This window comes from Micromonospora sp. NPDC047187 (genome assembly GCF_040643355.1).
GTDB lineage: Bacteria > Actinomycetota > Actinomycetes > Mycobacteriales > Micromonosporaceae > Micromonospora > Micromonospora salmantinae.
This window is the reverse complement of sequence record NZ_JBEYUF010000015.1, coordinates 14,697-32,910: the sequence shown is the minus strand read 5'-3', so window position 1 is coordinate 32,910 and position 18,214 is coordinate 14,697. Positions and strand designations below refer to the sequence as shown.

At 72.0% G+C, this 18,214-nt stretch carries 16 protein-coding genes; 10 read left to right on the top strand and 6 right to left on the bottom strand.

Annotated features, from left to right (window positions below; all coding sequences use genetic code 11):
- Positions 1–67 precede the first annotated feature (67 nt).
- Positions 68–874, bottom strand: a complete 807-nt coding sequence (locus tag ABZ794_RS22435; RefSeq protein WP_210785910.1) for a class I SAM-dependent methyltransferase — start codon at positions 872–874, stop codon at positions 68–70.
- 432 nt (positions 875–1,306) lie between these two features.
- Between ABZ794_RS22435 and rpsA the strand changes: the two genes are divergently transcribed.
- Both rpsA and coaE read left to right on the top strand, forming a co-directional pair.
- Positions 1,307–2,818: a 30S ribosomal protein S1 gene (rpsA, locus tag ABZ794_RS22430; RefSeq protein ID WP_091407939.1), complete on the top strand. Its 1,512-nt coding sequence runs from the start codon at positions 1,307–1,309 to the stop codon at positions 2,816–2,818.
- A 250-nt stretch (positions 2,819–3,068) separates the two neighbouring features.
- Positions 3,069–4,250, top strand: a complete 1,182-nt coding sequence (gene coaE / locus ABZ794_RS22425) for a dephospho-CoA kinase (protein WP_357517362.1) — start codon at positions 3,069–3,071, stop codon at positions 4,248–4,250.
- 8 nt (positions 4,251–4,258) lie between these two features.
- Here coaE and ABZ794_RS22420 read toward each other — a convergent pair whose 3' ends face one another.
- Positions 4,259–6,193 carry a hypothetical protein gene (locus ABZ794_RS22420; protein WP_357517361.1) on the bottom strand — a complete coding sequence of 645 codons (1,935 nt, stop codon included), beginning with the start codon at positions 6,191–6,193 and terminating at the stop codon, positions 4,259–4,261.
- Positions 6,194–6,399: 206 nt separating this feature from the next.
- Between ABZ794_RS22420 and uvrB the strand changes: the two genes are divergently transcribed.
- From uvrB to ABZ794_RS22400, 4 genes are all read left to right on the top strand, one after another.
- Positions 6,400–8,508: an excinuclease ABC subunit UvrB gene (gene uvrB, locus ABZ794_RS22415; protein ID WP_210785907.1), complete on the top strand. Its 2,109-nt coding sequence runs from the start codon at positions 6,400–6,402 to the stop codon at positions 8,506–8,508.
- An 82-nt stretch (positions 8,509–8,590) separates the two neighbouring features.
- Positions 8,591–9,400, top strand: a complete 810-nt coding sequence (locus ABZ794_RS22410; RefSeq protein ID WP_238688144.1) for a helix-turn-helix domain-containing protein — start codon at positions 8,591–8,593, stop codon at positions 9,398–9,400.
- A 90-nt stretch (positions 9,401–9,490) separates the two neighbouring features.
- Complete coding sequence (locus ABZ794_RS22405) at positions 9,491–9,859, top strand: VOC family protein (RefSeq protein ID WP_210785906.1); 369 nt, start codon at positions 9,491–9,493, stop codon at positions 9,857–9,859.
- A 195-nt stretch (positions 9,860–10,054) separates the two neighbouring features.
- Positions 10,055–10,912, top strand: a complete 858-nt coding sequence (locus ABZ794_RS22400; protein ID WP_210785905.1) for a helix-turn-helix transcriptional regulator — start codon at positions 10,055–10,057, stop codon at positions 10,910–10,912.
- 122 nt (positions 10,913–11,034) lie between these two features.
- Here the strand turns inward: ABZ794_RS22400 and ABZ794_RS22395 are convergent, their stop codons facing one another.
- The gene (locus ABZ794_RS22395) at positions 11,035–11,328 is read right to left on the bottom strand and encodes an antibiotic biosynthesis monooxygenase family protein (RefSeq protein ID WP_210785904.1); all 294 of its coding nucleotides are present in this window, start codon (positions 11,326–11,328) and stop codon (positions 11,035–11,037) included.
- An 83-nt stretch (positions 11,329–11,411) separates the two neighbouring features.
- On the opposite strand from ABZ794_RS22395, the gene pnuC reads away from it, so the two are divergent.
- The 3 genes from pnuC to ABZ794_RS22380 all read left to right on the top strand — a co-directional run bounded on the left by pnuC (position 11,412) and on the right by ABZ794_RS22380 (position 14,500).
- A complete protein-coding gene (gene pnuC / locus ABZ794_RS22390; RefSeq protein ID WP_210785903.1) occupies positions 11,412–12,068 on the top strand; it encodes a nicotinamide riboside transporter PnuC in 657 nt (218 codons plus the stop codon).
- Complete coding sequence (locus ABZ794_RS22385; RefSeq protein WP_357517357.1) at positions 12,065–13,189, top strand: AAA family ATPase; 1,125 nt, start codon at positions 12,065–12,067, stop codon at positions 13,187–13,189. The genes pnuC and ABZ794_RS22385 overlap by 4 nt, the downstream gene beginning before the upstream one ends.
- 312 nt (positions 13,190–13,501) lie before the next feature.
- Positions 13,502–14,500 (top strand): TerC family protein, encoded by a 999-nt coding sequence (locus ABZ794_RS22380; protein WP_210785902.1) that lies wholly within the window; start codon positions 13,502–13,504, stop codon positions 14,498–14,500.
- A 44-nt stretch (positions 14,501–14,544) separates the two neighbouring features.
- Here the strand turns inward: ABZ794_RS22380 and ABZ794_RS22375 are convergent, their stop codons facing one another.
- Positions 14,545–15,468: an NlpC/P60 family protein gene (locus ABZ794_RS22375; protein ID WP_357517355.1), complete on the bottom strand. Its 924-nt coding sequence runs from the start codon at positions 15,466–15,468 to the stop codon at positions 14,545–14,547.
- Positions 15,469–15,527: 59 nt separating this feature from the next.
- Positions 15,528–16,625 carry a dipeptide epimerase gene (locus tag ABZ794_RS22370; RefSeq protein ID WP_357517353.1) on the bottom strand — a complete coding sequence of 366 codons (1,098 nt, stop codon included), beginning with the start codon at positions 16,623–16,625 and terminating at the stop codon, positions 15,528–15,530.
- A gap of 44 nt (positions 16,626–16,669) precedes the next feature.
- On the opposite strand from ABZ794_RS22370, the gene ABZ794_RS22365 reads away from it, so the two are divergent.
- Positions 16,670–17,467: a tyrosine-protein phosphatase gene (locus ABZ794_RS22365; protein WP_210785899.1), complete on the top strand. Its 798-nt coding sequence runs from the start codon at positions 16,670–16,672 to the stop codon at positions 17,465–17,467.
- Here ABZ794_RS22365 and ABZ794_RS22360 read toward each other — a convergent pair.
- On the bottom strand, positions 17,436–18,143 hold the full coding sequence (locus tag ABZ794_RS22360) for a lysoplasmalogenase (protein WP_357517351.1): 708 nt from the start codon (positions 18,141–18,143) through the stop codon (positions 17,436–17,438). The genes ABZ794_RS22365 and ABZ794_RS22360 overlap by 32 nt on opposite strands.
- Positions 18,144–18,214: the final 71 nt, after the last annotated feature.

The window sequence follows — 18,214 nt, the reverse complement described above, 5'->3', positions numbered from 1 at the left end:
CGGCGCTCATGGGCACGAGCCTACCGGCGATCGATGGGGCACACGTCGGACAACGGGTGCGGCGCGCTCAGTCGGCGGGCTTCTCGGTGACGAAGATGGCGGTGCCGGGGAAGAGCCGTCCGCGCAGCGGGCTCCACTGCCCCCAGACCCCCTCGTGTCCCTCCGGCCACTCCGGCTCCACCAGGTCCAACAGCCGGAACCCGGCGCCGACCAACTCGCGGATCCGGTCGCCGAGGGTGCGGTGCTGCTCGACGTAGGTGGCCACGCCGCTCTCGTCCTGCTCCACGTACGGGGAGCGGTCGAAGTACGAGTGCACGGCCGTCAGGCCGCCCTCGCCGGGGTCGTCGAGGAAGATCCACCGCATCGGGTGGGTCACCGAGAACACCCATCGGCCGCCCGGGCGCAGCACCCGGTGCACCTCGGCGAGCAGCGCCGCCGAGTCGTCCACGAACGGGATCGCGCCGAACGCGGTGCAGGCGACGTCGAACGACCGGTCGGCGAACGGCAGGGCGAGCGCGTCGGCCTGCACCAGCGGTACGCGTACCCCGGTGCGGTCGGCGGCCTCGGCGGCGTGGCGCAACATGCCGGCGGACAGGTCGAAGGCGACCGGCCGGGCGCCCTGGGTGGCGAGCCAGCGGGCGGCGGCCGCGGCGCCGGCGCCCACCTCCAGCACCCGCCGCCCCGACACGTCGCCGAGCAGCCGGACGTCGGCCTCGCGCAGGCCCTCGGGGCACCACACGAAGTCCACGTCGCCGAGGAACGCGCCGTGTTCGGCCTGGTAGTCGTCGGCGTCGGTGTCCCACCAGCCGCGGTTGGCGCGCCGGGCCTCGGCGTCACCCACCCGGCGCCGGGTAACCCGGCTGTCGTCATCCACGCGCTCACGCTAGGCCCCACCCACCCCATTGGGTACGGCGGCGCGTCCACGATCTGCGCGACTCCTCGCGCGGCGGGCTTGATCGACTCGTCTCCGGTGACGTCGCGCTGTCCGAGCCGGCGGGGCGGGAGGGACTGCTGTGACGCGGGATACAGCAGGGGTGCTTTCCGGGCGATTGTTCGGCTTTCGCAGGTCATCGCACGAAGAGAACCCGGGAGGGCTTGCACGCTGTGGTAATGCGCACGGTAGGCTAGACGATGCGCTCGCGGATCGCGTTGCCTCGGCAGGGAGCAGGTGCGCGGTCGACGGAGCCACATCATGATCTCACTAGGCGATCGTTCGGTGTGCCCGGCGACGGATCCGCTGGCGCGAACAGGTCACTGCGACACACCAGCCTGCTGTGACAACCCACCGACCGGAGCAACCGCCCACATGACGAGCAGCATCGAGGCCCCCTCGAGCGCCACCCGGGTCACCCACGACGATCTCGGTTCCGAGGAGGCATTCCTCGCCGCGATCGACGAGACCATCAAGTACTTCAACGACGGCGACATTGTCGAAGGCACCGTCGTCAAGGTCGATCGGGACGAGGTCCTGCTCGACATCGGCTACAAGACCGAGGGTGTCATCCCCTCTCGGGAGTTGTCGATCAAGCACGACGTGGACCCCGCCGAGGTTGTGACGGTTGGCGACCACATCGAGGCCCTGGTCCTCCAGAAGGAGGACAAGGAGGGTCGTCTGATCCTCTCCAAGAAGCGGGCACAGTACGAGCGGGCCTGGGGCACGATCGAGAAGATCAAGGACGAGGACGGCGTCGTCCGCGGTTCGGTCATCGAGGTGGTCAAGGGCGGCCTCATCCTCGACATCGGGCTGCGCGGCTTCCTGCCCGCGTCCCTGGTCGAGATGCGTCGTGTGCGCGACCTGCAGCCGTACGTCGGGCGGGAGCTCGAGGCCAAGATCATCGAGCTGGACAAGAACCGCAACAACGTGGTCCTGTCCCGCCGGGCCTGGCTCGAGCAGACGCAGTCCGAGGTGCGCACCGAGTTCCTCAACAAGCTGCAGAAGGGCCAGGTCCGCAAGGGCGTCGTGTCCTCGATCGTCAACTTCGGCGCCTTCGTGGACCTGGGCGGCGTCGACGGTCTGGTGCACGTCTCCGAGCTGTCCTGGAAGCACATCGACCACCCGTCCGAGGTCGTCGAGGTGGGCCAGGAGGTCGAGGTCGAGGTCCTGGACGTCGACCTGGACCGCGAGCGGGTCTCGCTGTCGCTGAAGGCGACCCAGGAAGACCCGTGGCGGCAGTTCGCCCGCACCCACGCGATCCAGCAGATCGTGCCGGGTAAGGTCACCAAGCTGGTTCCGTTCGGTGCGTTCGTCCGCGTGGACGACGGCATCGAGGGCCTGGTCCACATCTCCGAGCTGGCCGAGCGCCACGTGGAGATCCCGGAGCAGGTCGTCCAGGTTGGCTCCGAGGTCATGGTCAAGGTCATCGACATCGACCTGGAGCGCCGCCGGATCTCGCTGTCGCTCAAGCAGGCCAACGAGGGCTTCGTCGAGGGCGAGGAGCACTTCGACCCCACCCTCTACGGCATGGCCGCGACGTACGACACCGAGGGCAACTACATCTACCCCGAGGGCTTCGACCCGGAGACGGGCGAGTGGCTCGAGGGGTACGACAAGCAGCGCGAGACCTGGGAGAACCAGTACGCCGAGGCTCGTCTGCGCTGGGAGGCCCACACCAAGCAGGTGCAGACCTCTCGGGCTGCCGACGCCGAGGCTGCCGCCAACCCGACTCCGGCCGTTCCGGCCGCAGCCGGCGGCGGTGGCGGTGGCACCACCTCCTCGTCCAGCCCGGCCCCGAGCCGGCAGGCCGAGGAGCCGGCCGGCACGCTGGCCACCGACGAGGCGCTCGCCGCACTGCGGGAGAAGCTCGCCGGCGGTAAGTGACCCGCTGAACGACGACGGGCCCCGTCCCCGCGATCTCCGGATCGCTGGGGGCGGGGCCCTCGCCGTACCCGCCGCCAGCCGCGCGGCACCCTCGGCGGTGGGCACCGACCGGCTGGATCGTGCTCGATCCAGGATGTAGGGGCCTTCCGGGCACCGCACACCACTACATCCTGGATCAACCACGATCCTGCGGGCACGCGGGCGATGGGTGGGTTTGGCGGCGGGCTTGTCGATCCGGTTGACTGTTCGGGTGCTGAGGGTGGGGTTGACCGGCGGGATCGGGTCAGGCAAGAGCGCGGTGGCCGCGCGGCTCGTCGAGCGGGGCGCGGTGCTGATCGACGCCGACCGGGTGGCCCGGGAGGTGGTGGCGCCGGGTACGGACGGGCTGGCCGAGATCGTCGCCGCCTTCTCCGACGCGGTGGTGGGCGCCGACGGCGCACTGGACCGTGCCGCACTGGGAGCGGTGGTGTTCGCCGACGAGACCGCCCGCCGTCGGCTGGAGGCGATCACCCACCCCCGGGTCCGGGCCCGCACCGCGGAGCTGGCCGCCGCGGCGGCACCCGACGCGATAGTCGTCAACGACGTACCGCTGCTGGTCGAGGTGGGTCTCGCGCCGACGTACCACCTGGTGGTCGTGGTGCAGACGGCAGTGACGACCCGACTGGAGCGGCTGGCGCGCGACCGGGGGATGGGTCGCGCGGAGGCGGAGCGGAGGATCGCCGCCCAGGCCGACGACGCCCGTCGCCGGGCGGCGGCGGACGTGGTGCTGACCAACGACGGGAGTCTGACGGCGCTGCACGACGCCGTCGACAGGCTCTGGAAGCAGCGGTTGGTGCCCTACGAGGACAACCTGCGTCAGCGGCGGGTGGTCCCGCCGGCCGCGGCCGCGCTGGCCGGGGCCGACGCGAGTTGGCCGGAGCAGTACGCGCGGCTGGCCGCCCGGATCCAGCACGCGCTCGGCTCGGATGCCCTCCGGATCGATCACATCGGTTCGACGGCGGTGCCCGGCCTGGCCGCCCAGAACGTCATCGACGTGCAGGTGGCCGTCGCCAGCCTCACCGACGCCGACGGGCCGTTTGCCGATCGGCTGGCGAGCGCCGGGTTTCCGCGGGTGCCGGGGCAGTGGTGGGACGACCCGCGCCCGGCCGGTAGGGGCCGGTGGGAGAAGCGGTTGCACGGGAGTGCGGACCCGGCCCGCCCGGTTCGTCTGCACGTGCGGGTGGCGGATTCGCCGGGTTGGCGGTACGCGTTGCTGATGCGTGACCACCTGCGCGCCGACCCGGATCAGCGGGCCGCGTACCTGCTGCTCAAGCGGGATCTGGTCGACGCGGCGCCGGAGGCCGGCGATTCCGGCACGGCTCGCAACCCGTGGTTCGACGAGGAGTACCTGCGGGCCGAGCAGTGGGCCGCGCAGACCGGCTGGCGTCCCTGAGGCGTCGGTCAGCGGGCACCGGATCGAGGGCTCGGAGAGCGAGGGGTCGAAGGTCGAGGTGCGGCGGGCCGAGGGTTGGCAGCCAGTCGGGGCACGACGGCGGGCTGGAGATCCAGGTGCGCCCACGCGCCGGCGTCGGTCTGCAACTCGAGCCGGCGGAGCGACCCGTCCCGGTCGAGCCAGTAACGCAGCCGCGCGTCGGCCGGACCCGACTCGATGACGTCCACGGTCCGTCCGGCGGCAACGTCCTCGCGTACCCGCACTGCCGCGCCGCGCTGCCCGACCGACCCGGCGGCGATTGCGGCGTCGACCAGCACGCTCAGGTCGTCTCGGCCGGGCCGGGAGACTCGCCATCCCCCGGCCGGGGGCGGCAGCGGCGGCCGGACCGGCGCCTCCGCGGTGCCGCCGCCGGCATCGGCAGCCCGCAGGTCCGCCCGGGCCAGACCGGCGGCGTCGCGGCGCAGCAGGGTCCGGCGATCCGGTACGCCCAGGTCGGCGACCGCGAGGTACGCGGTGCGTGCGGTCCAGCTCAACCAGCCGGCGCCCCGCAGGTTCGTGTCAGTGCCCGTCGGTGCGGTCAGCGTCACAGTGGCACCGCCGTGGGCGCGCAGCCGCGCCGGCAGCCGGTCGAGCCGACGTTGCTCGGCGTCGGTCAGCGCGCGGGGCAGACCGGGGCGGCCACCGAGTGCGTCGACCGGCCGTAGTGTCGGCCGGTCCGCGCGGTTGAAGATCATCGTGACCGGGCCGGCGCCGGGCAGCAGGGTCACCAGCTTGTGCAGCCGGGCGTCCTGGTCGAGCCAGTACCGGGTCTGCCGGTCCGGGGCGGGCGCCGCGGCGCTGGGTGTGCCGATGGCCGTGCCGGCGGCTGGCGCCGCCCCGGTGGGCAGTGGTGCCTGTATCACGTCCAGTGGGCCGGCCGGGACGGCCTCGCGGGCGATCCAGCGCGCTCCGTCGGACGGTGCCGTCCGGGTCGGGGTGTCGGGACGGTCGGCGGCGAGATCGAGGAGCAGGTCGAGCACCGGTGCCAGGTGCGCCCCGGGTGCCAGTCGGTGCAGCCGCCACCGGTCCGTCGGGGGCATCAGTGGTGGGGCGGCGGGTGTGGGCACCGCCGCCGGATCGGGCCGGATCACCAGCACCGGACCGCTCTTCTGCAACAGCCCGCGTTCGGCGCCCGCTCCCGGCCCGCCCACGTCGAGGTAGAGCAGTGACCGGGACCAGTCCACCCAGCCCACCAGTTCGATGCGGGCGGCGCCGGTGCCGGCCGTGACCCGTACGCCGGCGCGCAGGTCCCGCAGGTTGGTGACCCGCACGGCGGCCAGCCGCTCGCCCTCCGTCAGGGTCAGCGGCCGGGCCGGCTCGGGCGGGTCGGGCGCCCAGCTCAACAGCCCGAGCACCAGCGCCGTCGCGGACGTCACCGCCGTCAGACCGAGCAACAGCAGCACCGTACGCCGACGACGGCCGGCCGAGGGTGGCGCGGTGGTGTCGACGGCCCCGGTGGTGTCGGCGGTGTCCGGGGTGTCGCGTGGGCGGGAGGTCTCGCGGTTCTCCGTGAGGCTTCGCTCGGCGGCGGCCCGCCGCGTGTCGCCGGTCTTGCCGCCGGCGGTGGCTCGGCGCGCGCCGCCGGCGGACCGCCCGGCTGTGGACCTGCCTCCGGTGTCGTTGGCTCGGCCGGCCTTGGACGTGTTCTTGGTGTCGTTGTTTCGGCCGGCCGCCGTGGCACTGCCGGTCGAGCCGGTGCGGTGCCGCCCGCTGCCGCTGCCGTTGGCCGGGCCGCTGCCGGGGCTTCCGGCCTCCGGTCGGGGCATGGCGGTGCGGGCGGTGTCGGGTGCCGGGGTCGGAGAGGTGTCCACGGAGATGAAACGGGCGGGGAGGCACCGGGGTGACGAGCAGGGGCGCTCGCGGCGGCCGGTCTGCGCCTCGAGCGCGACCACACGGGTGCGCACGCCGGACGAGCCGGGTGCTGCGACCGCAGTGCCGGGGGTGACCGGCCGTGATGTTGGCCTGGCCACCGGCCCGGTCGGCCGCCGCGAGCGGCCTACATGAAGAGGGTAGTCCCGGTGACATGGGCCACACAATGGGAATATTGAAGCCGATCACGTACCTGGCGTGACGGCCGTTCCTGTCGGACCTCCGGCGTACCGTTGACGGCATGGCGCTCGACATTCCCCGGCTGGACAGCCGCTTCCAGGTCGTCAGTGACTTTCAGCCGGCCGGCGACCAACCGGCAGCCATCGACGATCTTGAGCGTCGGGTTCGGCGCGGCGACCGCAACACCGTTCTGCTCGGCGCGACCGGCACCGGCAAGAGCGCCACCACGGCGTGGCTGATCGAGCGGCTGCAACGCCCCACCCTGGTGCTCGCCCCGAACAAGACCCTCTGCGCGCAGCTGGCGAAGGAGTTCAGCGAGCTGCTGCCGCACAACGCTGTCGAATACTTCGTCTCGTACTACGACTACTACCAGCCCGAGGCGTACATTCCGCAGACCGACACCTACATCGAGAAGGACTCCTCGATCAACGAGGAGGTGGAGCGGCTGCGGCACTCGGCGACGATGTCGCTGCTCACCCGCCGCGACGTGATCGTGGTGGCGACCGTCTCGGCGATCTACGGCCTGGGCACTCCGGAGGAGTACCTCAACCGGGCGGTGAAGGTGCAGATCGGGCAGGAGCTCGACCGCGACCAGCTGCTGCGCCGGCTGGTCGACATCCAGTACACCCGCAACGACATGGCCTTCCAGCGGGGCACCTTCCGGGTCCGCGGCGACACGCTGGAGATCATCCCGGCGTACGAGGAGCTGGCGATCCGGATCGAGCTGTTCGGTGACGAGGTGGAGAAGCTCTACTACCTCAACCCGTTGACCGGTGACGTGGTCCGCGAGGTCGACCAGCTGGTGATCTTCCCGGCCACCCACTACGCGGCCGGTCCGGAGCGGATGGAACGGGCGATCCGTGACATCGAGGTCGAGTTGGCCGAGCGCCTCGCCGAGCTGGAGCGGCAGGGCAAGCTGCTGGAGGCGCAGCGGCTGCGGATGCGCACCACCTACGACATCGAGATGATGCGGCAGGTGGGCTTCTGCTCCGGCATCGAGAACTACTCGATGCACATGGACGGGCGGCTGCCCGGCAGCCCGCCGCACGCCCTGCTCGACTACTTCCCCGACGACTTCCTCACAGTGGTCGACGAGTCGCACGTGACCATCCCGCAGATCGGCGGCATGTACGAGGGCGACGCGTCGCGCAAGCGGATGCTCATCGACCACGGCTTCCGGCTGCCCAGCGCGGCCGACAACCGGCCACTGCGTTTCGACGAGTTCCTGGAGCGGGTCGGCCAGATGGTCTACCTCTCCGCGACCCCCGGCACCTGGGAGATGGAGCAGGCCCAGGGCGAGTTCGTCGAGCAGGTGATCCGACCCACCGGTCTGGTCGACCCGGAGGTCGTGATCAAGCCGACCAAGGGCCAGATCGACGACCTGATGCACGAGATCAAGCTGCGGACCGACCGGGACGAGCGGGTGCTGGTCACCACGCTGACCAAGAAGATGGCCGAGGACCTGTCCGACTACCTCCTGGAGAACGGCATCCGGGTGCGCTACCTGCACTCGGAGGTCGACACGTTGCGCCGGGTGGAGCTGCTGCGCGAGCTGCGCAAGGGCGACTACGACGTGCTCGTCGGCATCAACCTGCTCCGCGAAGGTCTGGACCTGCCCGAGGTGTCGCTGGTGGCGATTCTCGACGCCGACAAGGAGGGCTTCCTGCGCAGTGGCCGGTCGCTGATCCAGACCATCGGGCGGGCCGCCCGTAACGTCTCCGGCCAGGTGCACATGTACGCCGACAAGATCACCCCGTCGATGGCGGCGGCGATCGACGAGACCGATCGGCGTCGGGCCAAGCAGATCGCGCACAACGAGGCGCACGGCATCAGCCCGGAGCCGCTGCGCAAGAAGATCCACGACATCCTGGACGACATCTACCGCGAGGCGGAGGACACCGAGAACTCCCGGGTCGGCGGCGCGGTGCGTCAGCTTTCCCGAGGCAAGGCACCGGTCAAGGAGACCCGCAGCCGGAGCCGGTCCGCCGCGACCACCACCTCACGGGAGGGGATGGCCCGCGCCGACCTCGCCCAGCTCATCCAGGAGCTCAACGACCAGATGTTGGCCGCCGCCCGCGAGCTTCAGTTCGAGTTGGCGGCCCGGATTCGCGACGAGGTCTCCGACCTGAAGAAGGAGCTGCGCGGCATGGACGCCGCCGGCGTGAAGTGACGGCCACCCGGTCGGCCCCGCCCAGCGCACCGCTCGGGCCCGGCCGACCGGGGCACGCGAAGGGCGGGCACTGTTGACGGCGGTGGCGCCGACCGGCGAGATGGTCCTCGGGCTGCCCCACGCCAGCCTGCGTCCGTTCGTCGACAGGTACGTGGGCTACCGGGAACGGGCGGACGTGCCGCTGGTCCGCCGGGAGTCGGCGGGCGTCTTCGTGGTGCTGATCCTGGGCTGGGGCGCTCCGCTGGACGTGACAGACCCGCGTAGCGCGCAGCGTGGCGCCACCGCTGTCGACTCGTTCGTGGCCGGCACCTTCGACAGTTGGTGCACCACACGCACTGTGGGTGTGGGGGAGGGCGTCGAGTTGCTGCTCGCCCCCCTGACCGCCCGCCGGCTTCTCGGTCTGCCTCTGAGTGAGCTGACCAATCGGGCCGTCGGCGTCGGGCAGCTCCCGGGCCGTTGGCTGGATCGGCTGCGCGGCCGACTCGCCGAGGCCCCCGGCTGGTCGGAACGGTTCGACCTGCTCGACCGGGTGCTCGCCGCCCGGCTGGCGGCGTCCCCGCCGGTGGACCCGCGGCTCGACTGGGCGTGGCAGTGGCTGACCGCCAGCGGTGGGCGGGGGAGCGTCGGTGTGCTCGCCGACGAGTTGGGCTGGAGCCGCCGGCACCTCGCGTCCCGGTTCCGGCTGGAGGTCGGGCTGCCGCCCAAGATGGCGGCCCGGCTGCTGCGTTTTCAGCAGGCTCACGCCGCGTCGATGCAGGCCGGCGGGGTCGGGCGGGGAGTCGACTGGGCCGCCGTGGCGGCGGGCTGTGGCTACTACGACCAGTCCCACCTGATCCGGGACTTCCACGAGTTCGCGGGGGCCACGCCGGCCGCGCTGCTCTCCGCCCGCTGACGACCGCCGGCCGACCGCAGTCGGGTCGGCGACCCGCCGAGGTCACATTCGTCCAATCCGGGGTCGCACCGCCGGCCGCAGAATCGGGTCATGCGAACCATCTATCCGATCTTCCGCTATCCCGATCCGCGCGCCGCGATCGACTGGCTCGGTGTCGCCTTCGGTTTCCGGGCGCATGCCGTGCACGAGTCGCCGGACGGCGCGGTCGCGCACGCCGAACTGGTCCTCGACACCGGCATGATCATGCTGGGTGGTCGGGCTGACACCCCGCCCCGGCCGGCCGACGACGACTGGTCGGTCTACGTGGCCGTGCCGGATGTCGACGCCCACTGCGCCCAGGCCCGCGCGGCCGGCGCCGAGATCATCCGCGAGCCGTTCGACACCGACTACGGCTCCCGTGACTACGCGGCCCGCGATCTGGCCGGCAACGTCTGGTCCTTCGGCACCTACCGACCCTGAGCCCGCCCACGCCGATGGGGGACGGGCGGCCGCAGGCCCCGGCCTTCGCGGCCTGAAACCGTACTGACCTGCGGGAACGGTGTGTTCGGGCTGACCGGGCCGGCCGACGGTGTCGAATGCCCTGATTGCGGTGCGCGAGCGAGCTATTGCACTGGGTGATCGTCCTGCGTAGTCTCCCTCGGTGGGGAGGCCGGGATGCCGCTGCCAACAAGTCCTGTCATTCGACGTGCACGTCTCGGCGCAGAGCTGCGCCAACTCCGTCGGCGCGAGTCGCTGACCCTGGAGCAGGTCTGCGACCGGCTGGGCTGGGCCTCGACGTCGAAGCTGTCCCGCATCGAGCTGGGCCAGAGTCGCCCTGACCTCGCCGACGTGCTCGATCTGCTGGATGTCTACAAGGTGCCCACGCCCGCCCGGGAGGCGCTGATCGTCATCGCCCGGGACGCGGCGACCAGTCGAGGCTGGTGGAAGACGCTGGGCGAGATGAGCGAACGGCAACGCACCTACGCCGAGTTGGAGGCGGGCGCCGCCGACATTGTCGAGTACCAGCCGTCGGTGGTGCCGGGGCTGCTCCAGACGCCCGCGTACGCCCGGGTGTTGGTTGTCGCCGGCGCCCAGCTCACGCCGGAGGTCGATGTGGAGGCCGAGGTGCGCGCGAGGGCGCTGCGGCAGGAGGTGCTGCGACGGGCCTACCCGCCGCGCTACACGGCGGTGCTCGCCGAGGCGGTCTGCGACCCGGGTGACCTGCCGGTGGCGGTCTGGCGTGAACAGCTGCGTCATCTGGTCGCGGTGACCGGCCTGTCCCACGTCACGGTGCGGCTGTTGCCACGCGGAGCGGCAGGTGGCGGGCTGCATCCGCTCACACCGTATTCCTGCTACGCCTTTCCCGACCCTGCGGACCCGCGCACCGTCATGCTCGAGGCGTTGACTACCGACGTCCGGCTGGCCACCGTGCTCGACGTCGACCGCTACGAGCGGATGACCGCGGCGCTGCTGGCCGCGGCGCTGTCACCGGAGGAGACGGTCACAGCGCTGGCCCGCCGCGTTGGCGAGTAACGGCTCAGCGGTGCCGACGACGACGCGCCGCGCGGCCACCGGGCCCGGCGCCCCCGAGCCCGTCGGGACCGGCGGCCGGCGCGTGCGCCCGGCACGATAACCGCGGGGTACGACAGCTCGGCTCAGGCCGGTACGTCGAGGAAGTGTTCGACAACGGGCGGTCCCGCGAAGTGCGGCCCGATCAGCGCGCGCCACTTGTCGAACCGTTCGGTGGCCCGGAAGTTCTTCTCGTGCGCCTCGACCGAGTCCCATTCGACGAGCAGCACGAAGCGGGTCGGTGACTCGATTCCTCGGGTCATCCGCACGGAACGGCAGCCGGTCGCCCCGGCGAGCACCGGGTGACCCTCGGCGTACGCGGCGGCGAACGCGTCCTCGTGTCCGGGTAGTACGTCGATCAGCGCGACCTCAAGCACCATGTCGGACAGCCTCCCACGGCGGTCGGGGCGGGCGGTGTCGCGGGGGTCTGGCCCGGCGTCGGCGACGCACCTAGGGTGGCCTCGTGATCATCGATTGGCTCACCGGCACCGCGTTTCGGGTGGCCGGTACGGGCACCACGTGGGCGGAGCTGCTCGGGTTCGTGACCGGTGTGCTCAACGTGTGGCTGGTGGCCCGGCAGAAGATCGCCAACTGGCCGATCGGCATCGCGAACGTGCTGCTGCTCATGGTGCTGTTCTGGACCGCCGGGCTGTACGCCGACGCCGGGCTGCAGGTCGTCTACGTCGCACTCGGCTGCTACGGCTGGTGGCACTGGCTGTTCGGGGGCGAGCGGCGCACCCGGCTCACGGTCAGTCGGACGGGGCGGCGGGAGTGGCTGGCGCTGGCCGCCGCCGGGCTGCTGCTGACCGGCGCGCTCTGGGTGCTGCTGGACCGGGCCACCGACTCGACAGTGCCGCTGCCGGACGCGTTGACCACGGCGCTGTCCCTGCTGGCCACGTACGGGCAGACCCGCAAGCGGGTGGAGAGTTGGTGGCTCTGGATCGCCGCCGATCTGATCTACATCCCGTTGTACGCGTACAAGGGGCTGCACCTGACGGCCGTGCTCTACCTGGTCTTCCTCGCCCTGTGCGTACTCGGGTTGCGGGCCTGGCGCGCGGATCTGCGTCGGGTCGACCGGCCGAGCGCGGTCCCGCCCGGCCCGGCCCCGGTCACCGCGTGAACGCCGAGACATCCGGCCGCGCGCCGGCGCCACGCGGGCCGGCGCGTCCGGCCGCCGCGGAGTTCGGGCACGGGATGGTGGTGGGCAAGTTCTATCCACCGCACGCCGGGCACCACGCGCTGATCCGGGCCGCCGCCGCCCGCTGCGCCGAGGTGACAGTCGTCGTGGCGCCCGCACGTCGGGAGTCCGTACCGCTCTCGCTGCGCCTCGACTGGCTGCGCGAGGTGCATGCGGACACGCCGTGGGTCCGTTTCGTCGGCCGGTACGACGACCACCCGGTGGACTATGCCGATCCGGCGGTCTGGGACGCGCACTGCGCGGTGTTCCGCGAGGCGGTCGGGTCGGGGTCGGTGGACGCGGTCTTCTCGTCCGAGGCGTACGGCGCCGAGCTGGCGCGCCGCTTCCACGCCGTACCCGTGTCGGTGGATCCGGACCGGCGGACCGTGCCGGTGTCCGGGACGGCGGTGCGCGCGGACCCGGCGGGTCACTGGCGGTGGCTCAGCCCGCCGGTGCGGGCGTGGTTCGTCCGGCGGGTCGTGGTGGTCGGGGCCGAGTCGACCGGGACCACGACGATGGCGGCGGCGCTCGCCGGGCACTACGGCACGTCCTGGGTGCCGGAGTACGGCCGGGAGTTGACCGCTCGCAAGCTGGCCCGGTTGCGGGAACGAACGCCGGAGGCGACCGTCTTCGACGTCGCCTGGGACCGGGACGACTTCCGCGCGGTGGTCCGCGAGCAGCAGGCGGCCGAGGACGCGGCGGCCCGGACGAGCGGGCCGTTGCTGGTCTGCGACACCGACGCGCGGGCGACGGCGGTGTGGGAGGAGCGCTACCTGGGCAGCGCGTCGGAGGAGGTACGGGCGGCGGCGCGTCGGCCGGCGCTGTATCTGCTGACGGATCACCAGGGGGTGCCGTTCACCGATGACGGGCTGCGCGACGGTGAGCACCTGCGGGCCTGGATGACCGAGCGCTTCCGGGCCGAGCTGGCCGGGTGCGGGGTGCCGGTGGTGGAGTTGGCCGGGTCGCACGCCGATCGGTTGGCCCGGGCGGTGCGGGCCTGCGACGACCTGCTCGCTGCCGGGTGGCCGCTCGCCGACCCGATCGCCGCACCAGACGTGCACTAGCCTCCTAGGAAGCCGAAGGCGATGTGACGCGCCGAGCAGTGTCCGGCGCCACCGACTGCCCGGGGTGTGATCACGGGGCGTGGTGGGCAACAATGGTCACCGAGGAGGGGAGTATTCCCCCGCAACGGAGTCGTCAGCACGGTCGATCGCCGGAACCACGGCGCCCGACCCGGCCCCGTAGGTCGCCGCCCCTCTCCGGGGCGACGGCGGAAGAGACCTCCGACAGTCACCAGAGTGAGCGACAGCGGCACGCCGGCTCCCGCAGGGGCGTACGGTGTGCCCGACGCCGCGTGTCTGCCGGAGGAATGAACGTTGGACGTGTCCGGATTGGTGTGGGCGGGAACGCTTGTCGCACTGACTGCGGTCCTGCTCGTCGACCTGTTGATCATCGGTCGACGCCCGCACGAGCCGAGTGTGCGGGAGTCGAGCCTCTGGGTCGGCTTCTACGTCGGTCTCGCCCTGCTCTTCGGTGTGGGTGTCTGGCTGACCTCCGGGGCCAGCGCGGCCGGCCAGTTCTACACCGGCTGGCTCACCGAGTACAGCCTCTCGGTGGACAACCTCTTCGTCTTCGTGATCATCATGGCGCGCTTCGGGGTGCCTCGGCAGTACCAGCAGAAGGTGCTGCTCGTCGGCATCGTGCTGGCGCTGGTGATGCGCGGCGGGTTCATCGCCGCGGGTGCGGCGCTGATCACGCAGTTCTCCTGGGTCTTCTACATCTTCGGCGCGTTCCTGATCTACACCGCGGTGAACCTGGCGCGGCAGGGTGAGCCGGACGAGGACGAGTTCTCCGAGAACCTGCTGATCCGGTGGAGCCGCAAGGCGCTGCCGATCTCGAAGGACTACGACGGCGCGAAGCTCACCACCCACGTGGCCGGCAAGCGGCTGTTCACCCCGATGCTGATCGTGATGATCGCGATCGGCACCACCGACCTGATCTTCGCGTTGGACTCGATCCCGGCGATCTTCGGCATCACTCAGGAGCCGTACCTGGTCTTCACCGCGAACGTCTTCGCGCTGATGGGCCTCCGGCAGCTCTACTTCCTGCTTGGTGGCCTGCTGGACCGGCTGATCTACCTGAGCTACGGCCTGGCCGTCGTGCTCGGGTTCATCGGGGTCAAGCTGGTGCTGGAGGCACTGGCCGACAACAAACTGCCGTTCATCAACGGTGGCGAGCACGTCGGCTGGGCGCCGCACATCCCGATCTGGTTGTCGCTGCTGGTCATCATCGGCACCCTGGGCGTCGCCACCGCCGCCAGCCTGATCAAGTCCTCCCGGGACCGGCGTCGCGAGTTGGCCGACGCCCGACACTGACCGTTCACCGGCCGGGTGCGGACACGCGCCCGGCCGGTAACCGGTCAGACCCGGTGCGCGCCCACCAGCGTGGCGGTCCGGTCTGCCGGCAGTTCCTCTTCGATGACCCGCCGCCGCCGGTAGCAGGCGTGCAGCATCCGGCGCTGGCCGCCGTCGTCTGGGGTGGCGGTGACGATGCCGATGTGATGGATCTTGCGGCCGGGTCGGGCGAAGAAGTAGAGATCGCCGGGGCGTTCCGCGCCCAGTGGCAGCGGGGTGGTGGCCACTGCCTGATCGTCGGCGTCGCGGGGCAGCAGCACCCCGAACCGCCGCCAGGCCAGATGCACCAGCCCCGAGCAGTCGATTCCGTGCGCGGAGAGACCGCCCCAGATGTAGACCACGTCCAGCAGGCGTTGTGCCACCGCGAGTGCCTGCGCGGCGGCCGGCGACGCGGCCGAGGACGGGGCCAGGTGGCGGTCGGGCAGCCAGAGCGGGGTGGCCCGGCCGGGGACGTGCACCGGCCGCCAGTCGTCGAGCGCGGGGCCGGCCGGGACGAGCCGGGTGCCGACGACGACGCCGGGCAGCACCACCGGCCCGTTCGGGGCGGCGTGCAGCCCGGTGACAGTGGCGTCCACCACCAGCGGACTGTCGATGCTGGTGTGGGCCGGGTCGGGAACGGCCAGCTGCTCGGCGGGGAGCCAGCCCGGGTAGCCGCGGGGGTCCAGCTTGGCGGCTGGTTGTTCGACCGCGACGACCCGGGCCCAGCCGTCCGGGCGTAGCTCGCTGACGAGGACCCGTTCGCCGAGCAGGAGTTGGCTCAGTACGCAGTCGCCGACCTGTTGGTCGGTGTCCATTCCGGAGACCCAGGTCGGGATGTCGGCGCCGGCGGTCAGCGCCGGACGGTCGACCGGGCGGACGGCCTCGGGGGAGGTCCACAGCGTCGCCACGGCGACCCGGACGACGGCCTCGCGGCCCGGTTGCAGCTCCACGTCAACCCCCAGATCGTGTCGGCTGTCCAGGGGAACCCTATGAAAGAAACCGACGGCCATCAACCACGAGCTTGCACTTTTGCTTCAGCGAGGCCGGAGATGCCCAGGCCAGGGGCGTCCGGCAGCACAACTGTCGCCCCGTCATAGCGGATGCCGCCCTGCACCGGTGACCAGGCCAGCCACCAGGCGGCGTCCAGATCGGCGACCGCTGTGGTGCCGTACGCGGCGACCAGGCTCGCGGCCGCCCCGATGCCGACCTGGCACTCCATCATCGAGCCGACCACAGTGCCGAGCCCGTGCGCGGTGGCCAGGTCGAGGAGGGTACGGGCCGGATGCAGCCCACCGCACTTGGCCAGCTTGACGTTGACCAGGTCGGCGGCCCGGCGGCGGATCACCTCCACCAGGTCACGGACCCCGAAGACCGCCTCGTCGGCCAGGATCGGCACGGACACCCGGTCGCTGACCCAGGCCAGCCCGTCCAGGTCCCAACGGGCCACCGGCTGCTCGACCAACTCCACGTCGAGCCCGGCGTCCTCGATGCCGCGGATCACCCGGACCGCCTCCCGGGGCGTCCAGCCCTGGTTGGCGTCCAGCCGGATCCGGGTGCCGGGGCCGACGGCCGCCCGTACCGCGCGCACCCGGTCCAGGTCGCCGGCCGCGTCGGTGCCGACCTTCAACTTGAGCACGCCGAAGCCGTCGGCCTGCCGCTGCCGTGCCGCGGTCGCCAGGTCCACCGCGTCGCCCGCGGCGAGGGTGACGTCCGTCGGGACCCGCAGCGTGGTGCCCCCGAGCAACCGCACCAGGGGTACGCCCAGCCGCCGCGCGGCGAGGTCGTGCAGGGCGACGTCCACCGCCGCCTTCGCGGCCTCGTTGCCGACCACGGCGCGCTGCACCTCGGCGCAACGGGTCACCAGGTCGTCCGGGTCACGGCCGATCAGCTGTGGGCCGAGCAACTCGCGGACGCACGCCTGCGCGCCGGCGACCGACGCGCCGGTGACCTGCCAGACCTGGGGCGCCTCACCGAAGCCGGACCGGCCGTCGCTGTCGACGAGTTCGACGACCAGGGTGTCCACTGTGGTGGTACGCCGCAGCGCGGTGACGAACGGGGTGTGTAAGGGGGCGGAAACCCGGTGGGTGCGTACCGCCGAGATCGTCATATGGGGCACCCTATACAAAGGTTCACCGCGGGAGGGGAGACCGGATGACCGGGCAGGGCTGGGAGCTGGTGGGTGCACCGAACGCGCGTGACCTGGGTGGGCTCGTCGGCGCGGACGGGCGGCGGGTCCGGGTCGGGCAGTTGATCCGTACTCCGGCGCTGGGTCGGCTGACCGACGAGGACCTACCGGTGCTGGCGAAGCTGGGGCCGGCGTGCGTGGTGGATCTGCGCGACGCCTCGGAGATCGCTGTCGCGCCGGAGGACCGGTTCGCCGGTGAGCCACTGGTGGTGCGTCTGCCGGTGCACGACGCGGAGCACCCGGTCTTCACGTACGTCTCGGCGGTGCTGCTCGGTCACGACCTGGACGCGTACGCGGAGCTGGCCCGGCAGGGCACGGCGGGGGCGATGGCGGCGATCTACCGCTGGTTCGTCACCGGTGAGTCGGCGCGGGTCGGTTTCGCCGAGGCGGTGCGGCTGGCGTCCCGGCCGGAGAACCTGCCGCTGCTCTACCACTGCTCCGCCGGCAAGGACCGCACCGGTTGGCTGACAGTCATCCTGTTGACGGCGCTCGGGGTGGACGAGACGGCCATTCGCGCCGACTACCTGCGCAACAACGAGCTGACCGACAGCCTGCGGGCGGTGATCGTCGAGGCGATGCGTCGGCGGAATCCCGAGTTGGACGTCGACGCGGTGTTGCCGGTGCTGGAGGTTCGCGCCGAGTACCTCGACGCCGGTTACGCCGAGGTGCGTCGGGTGCACGGCTCGTTCGACGCGTACCTGCGCGACGGGCTGGGGCTCACCGATGGCGACCTCAGGGCGTTGCGGGCGCAGTTGCTGGAGTGACAGGTGCGTCGGTGGATGTGCCGGTGCCGGTGCCGGCGGCGCGGCCGGTGACGATCAGTGCCTGGCCGGCGGCGTAGGTCGCCATGACCAGCACCGGCGCGCCGGCTGGCTGGGCCACCTCGGCCACCCCGGCGGCGATCAGCAGGTCGGAGCCGAGGAAGAGCGCGGCGCCGAGACCGACCCGCCAGCCCTGGGTGGCGGCGGTGCTCGCCATGGCGGCCAGCGCGATCGCGTAGCCGGCCACCGGTACGGCCAGCCCGACGTCGGTCAGCCCCGCCCACATCCAGGTCAGCGCGATGACGGTCAGCACCGCGTACCCCAGGGGGGCGGCGACCAGCGGCGTGCGGCGCAGCGCTGTCGCGGCGCCGTGTCGGGTGAAGGCCGCGAGGTAGCAGAGGTGCGTGCCGAGGAAGCAGGCCATGCCGGCGAGGAACCAGCCGGTGCCGTCGATCATCAGGGCGACGTCGCCGCCGGTGGCGAAGGCCAGCGCGGCGAGTAGCAGCCGGTCCGGTCGGGCCGCGCGTTCGGCGCTGACCCGCCAGAGGTACGCGGCCAGCAGCGGCATCAGCAGCGGCTTGGTCAGCAGGAAGGCCAGGCCGCCGCCGGTGGCGTTGGCCAACAGGTTCGCGGCCGTCACGACGAGGAAGGCGATCAGCACGGTGCGACTGCGGGGCATCGGCGGCTCCGGGGTGGGGGTGCGAGCAGCCTAGCCGCAGTCGGTGGCGCTGACCTCGCCGCCGAGGCTGT

Coding starts and splice junctions, on each gene's coding strand:
- ABZ794_RS22370 (WP_357517353.1), bottom strand. CDS start 16,625: ATGACGATCTCGGCGGTACGCACCCACCGGGTTTCCGCCCCCTTACAC.
- ABZ794_RS22400 (WP_210785905.1), top strand. CDS start 10,055: ATGCCGCTGCCAACAAGTCCTGTCATTCGACGTGCACGTCTCGGCGCA.
- uvrB (WP_210785907.1), top strand. CDS start 6,400: ATGGCGCTCGACATTCCCCGGCTGGACAGCCGCTTCCAGGTCGTCAGT.
- ABZ794_RS22365 (WP_210785899.1), top strand. CDS start 16,670: ATGACCGGGCAGGGCTGGGAGCTGGTGGGTGCACCGAACGCGCGTGAC.
- ABZ794_RS22395 (WP_210785904.1), bottom strand. CDS start 11,328: ATGGTGCTTGAGGTCGCGCTGATCGACGTACTACCCGGACACGAGGAC.
- ABZ794_RS22405 (WP_210785906.1), top strand. CDS start 9,491: ATGCGAACCATCTATCCGATCTTCCGCTATCCCGATCCGCGCGCCGCG.
- rpsA (WP_091407939.1), top strand. CDS start 1,307: ATGACGAGCAGCATCGAGGCCCCCTCGAGCGCCACCCGGGTCACCCAC.
- ABZ794_RS22360 (WP_357517351.1), bottom strand. CDS start 18,143: ATGCCCCGCAGTCGCACCGTGCTGATCGCCTTCCTCGTCGTGACGGCC.